Origin of the sequence: Rhodococcus artemisiae, assembly GCF_036327795.1 — a bacterium.
GTDB classification, from domain to species: domain Bacteria; phylum Actinomycetota; class Actinomycetes; order Mycobacteriales; family Mycobacteriaceae; genus Rhodococcus; species Rhodococcus artemisiae.
On record NZ_JAUTXY010000046.1, the window covers coordinates 1 to 1,195 of the forward strand.

General features: G+C 68.2%; 2 protein-coding genes. One reads left to right on the forward strand and one right to left on the reverse strand.

The window, feature by feature from the left end:
- Nucleotides 1-65 precede the first annotated feature (65 nt).
- The gene (locus Q7514_RS33085) at nt 66-734 is read left to right on the forward strand and encodes a TetR/AcrR family transcriptional regulator (RefSeq protein ID WP_006554624.1); all 669 of its coding nucleotides are present in this window, start codon (nt 66-68) and stop codon (nt 732-734) included.
- Nucleotides 735-757: 23 nt separating this feature from the next.
- Here the strand turns inward: Q7514_RS33085 and Q7514_RS33090 are convergent.
- Nucleotides 758-1,195 (reverse strand): Tn3 family transposase (locus Q7514_RS33090; protein WP_330137388.1); only part of this gene is annotated, 438 nt, incomplete at its 5' end.

Sequence of the window (1,195 nt, forward strand, 5' to 3'; positions counted from 1 at the left end):
GGGGGTGGGATAGAGTTCACCCATATCAAGAGTTCAACGACACGAATTCGGAGGAAGGCGCGTCCATGACCGACCCAGGCCCGGCGGCGACCGACCCGCTCGCCGCGGACGACGAGCAGGCCGATCCGCGACTGGCGCGCTCACGCAACCGGTTGCTCGACGCGGCCACCCATCTGCTGTCCACCGGCGGTGTCGAGGCGGTCACCGTCGAGGCGGTCACCCGCGTGTCGAAGGTCGCCCGCGCCACCCTCTACCGGCACTTCGGCAGCACCACCCAGCTGCTCGCGGCGACTTTCGAACGACTACTTCCCCAGGTCGACACACCGACCGGCACCGGGCCCGTGCGTGAGCGGCTCCTGGCGCTGCTCGCCAGCCAGGCCGACCTCATCGAACAGGCTCCGGTGCAGATGACCACCCTGGCCTGGCTGGCGATGGGTTCCATCGGCGAGGACCACCCCGACCCGGCCGCGGTCACCTCGCTGCGCGCGCGCGTCATCGAGCAGTACCGCCACCCGTTCGACCAGATCCTCACCAGTCCCGAGGCCCGCGCGATGCTCGGCGAGCTCGACACCACCTTCGCCATCATCGAACTCCTCGGCCCGATCGTGTTCGCCCGTCTCACCGGATTACGCAGCATCGACCACGACGACTGCACCCGGCTCGTCGACAACTTCCTCACCGCCCACCGAACACCCACGCCAGCAGACACCGCTATCGACATCGCCACGCCGTAACCACGGGCCCCGGTTCCGCGCGGTCAGAACAAGGTGTCGCGCACCCGCAGCGGCCGGTAGCCCGTCGGGCCGAGGGCGGCGAGTTCGGCGTCGATGTCGACTTCGATCGCGCCGAAGAAGTTGATGTTGGCGCTGTGCGCCGGGCTGATGTGGGCCAGGACCTCGTCATCGATACGCTGCCCGGTCCGGCGCATCTGCTCGACAGCGAACCCGTAATACTCTGTGGTCCAGGCGATCACAGCGTTGGTCGTCAAGGTCAGGCACCAGGCCTGCTCGGTCTGGTCCTCGAGGTGGCGCGCCCGGATCATCCCCTCATGGGCATAGAGCAGGTCGCGGCGCAGCGCGTGCAGCGACTCGCCCTTGTTGAGCTGCCGCGAGATCTTGCGCCGGTAGTCCGGATCGGAGAGGTATCTCGCGGCGTAAATGGTGCGCCGCAGCGCCCCGTACTCCTTGAGCGCCGC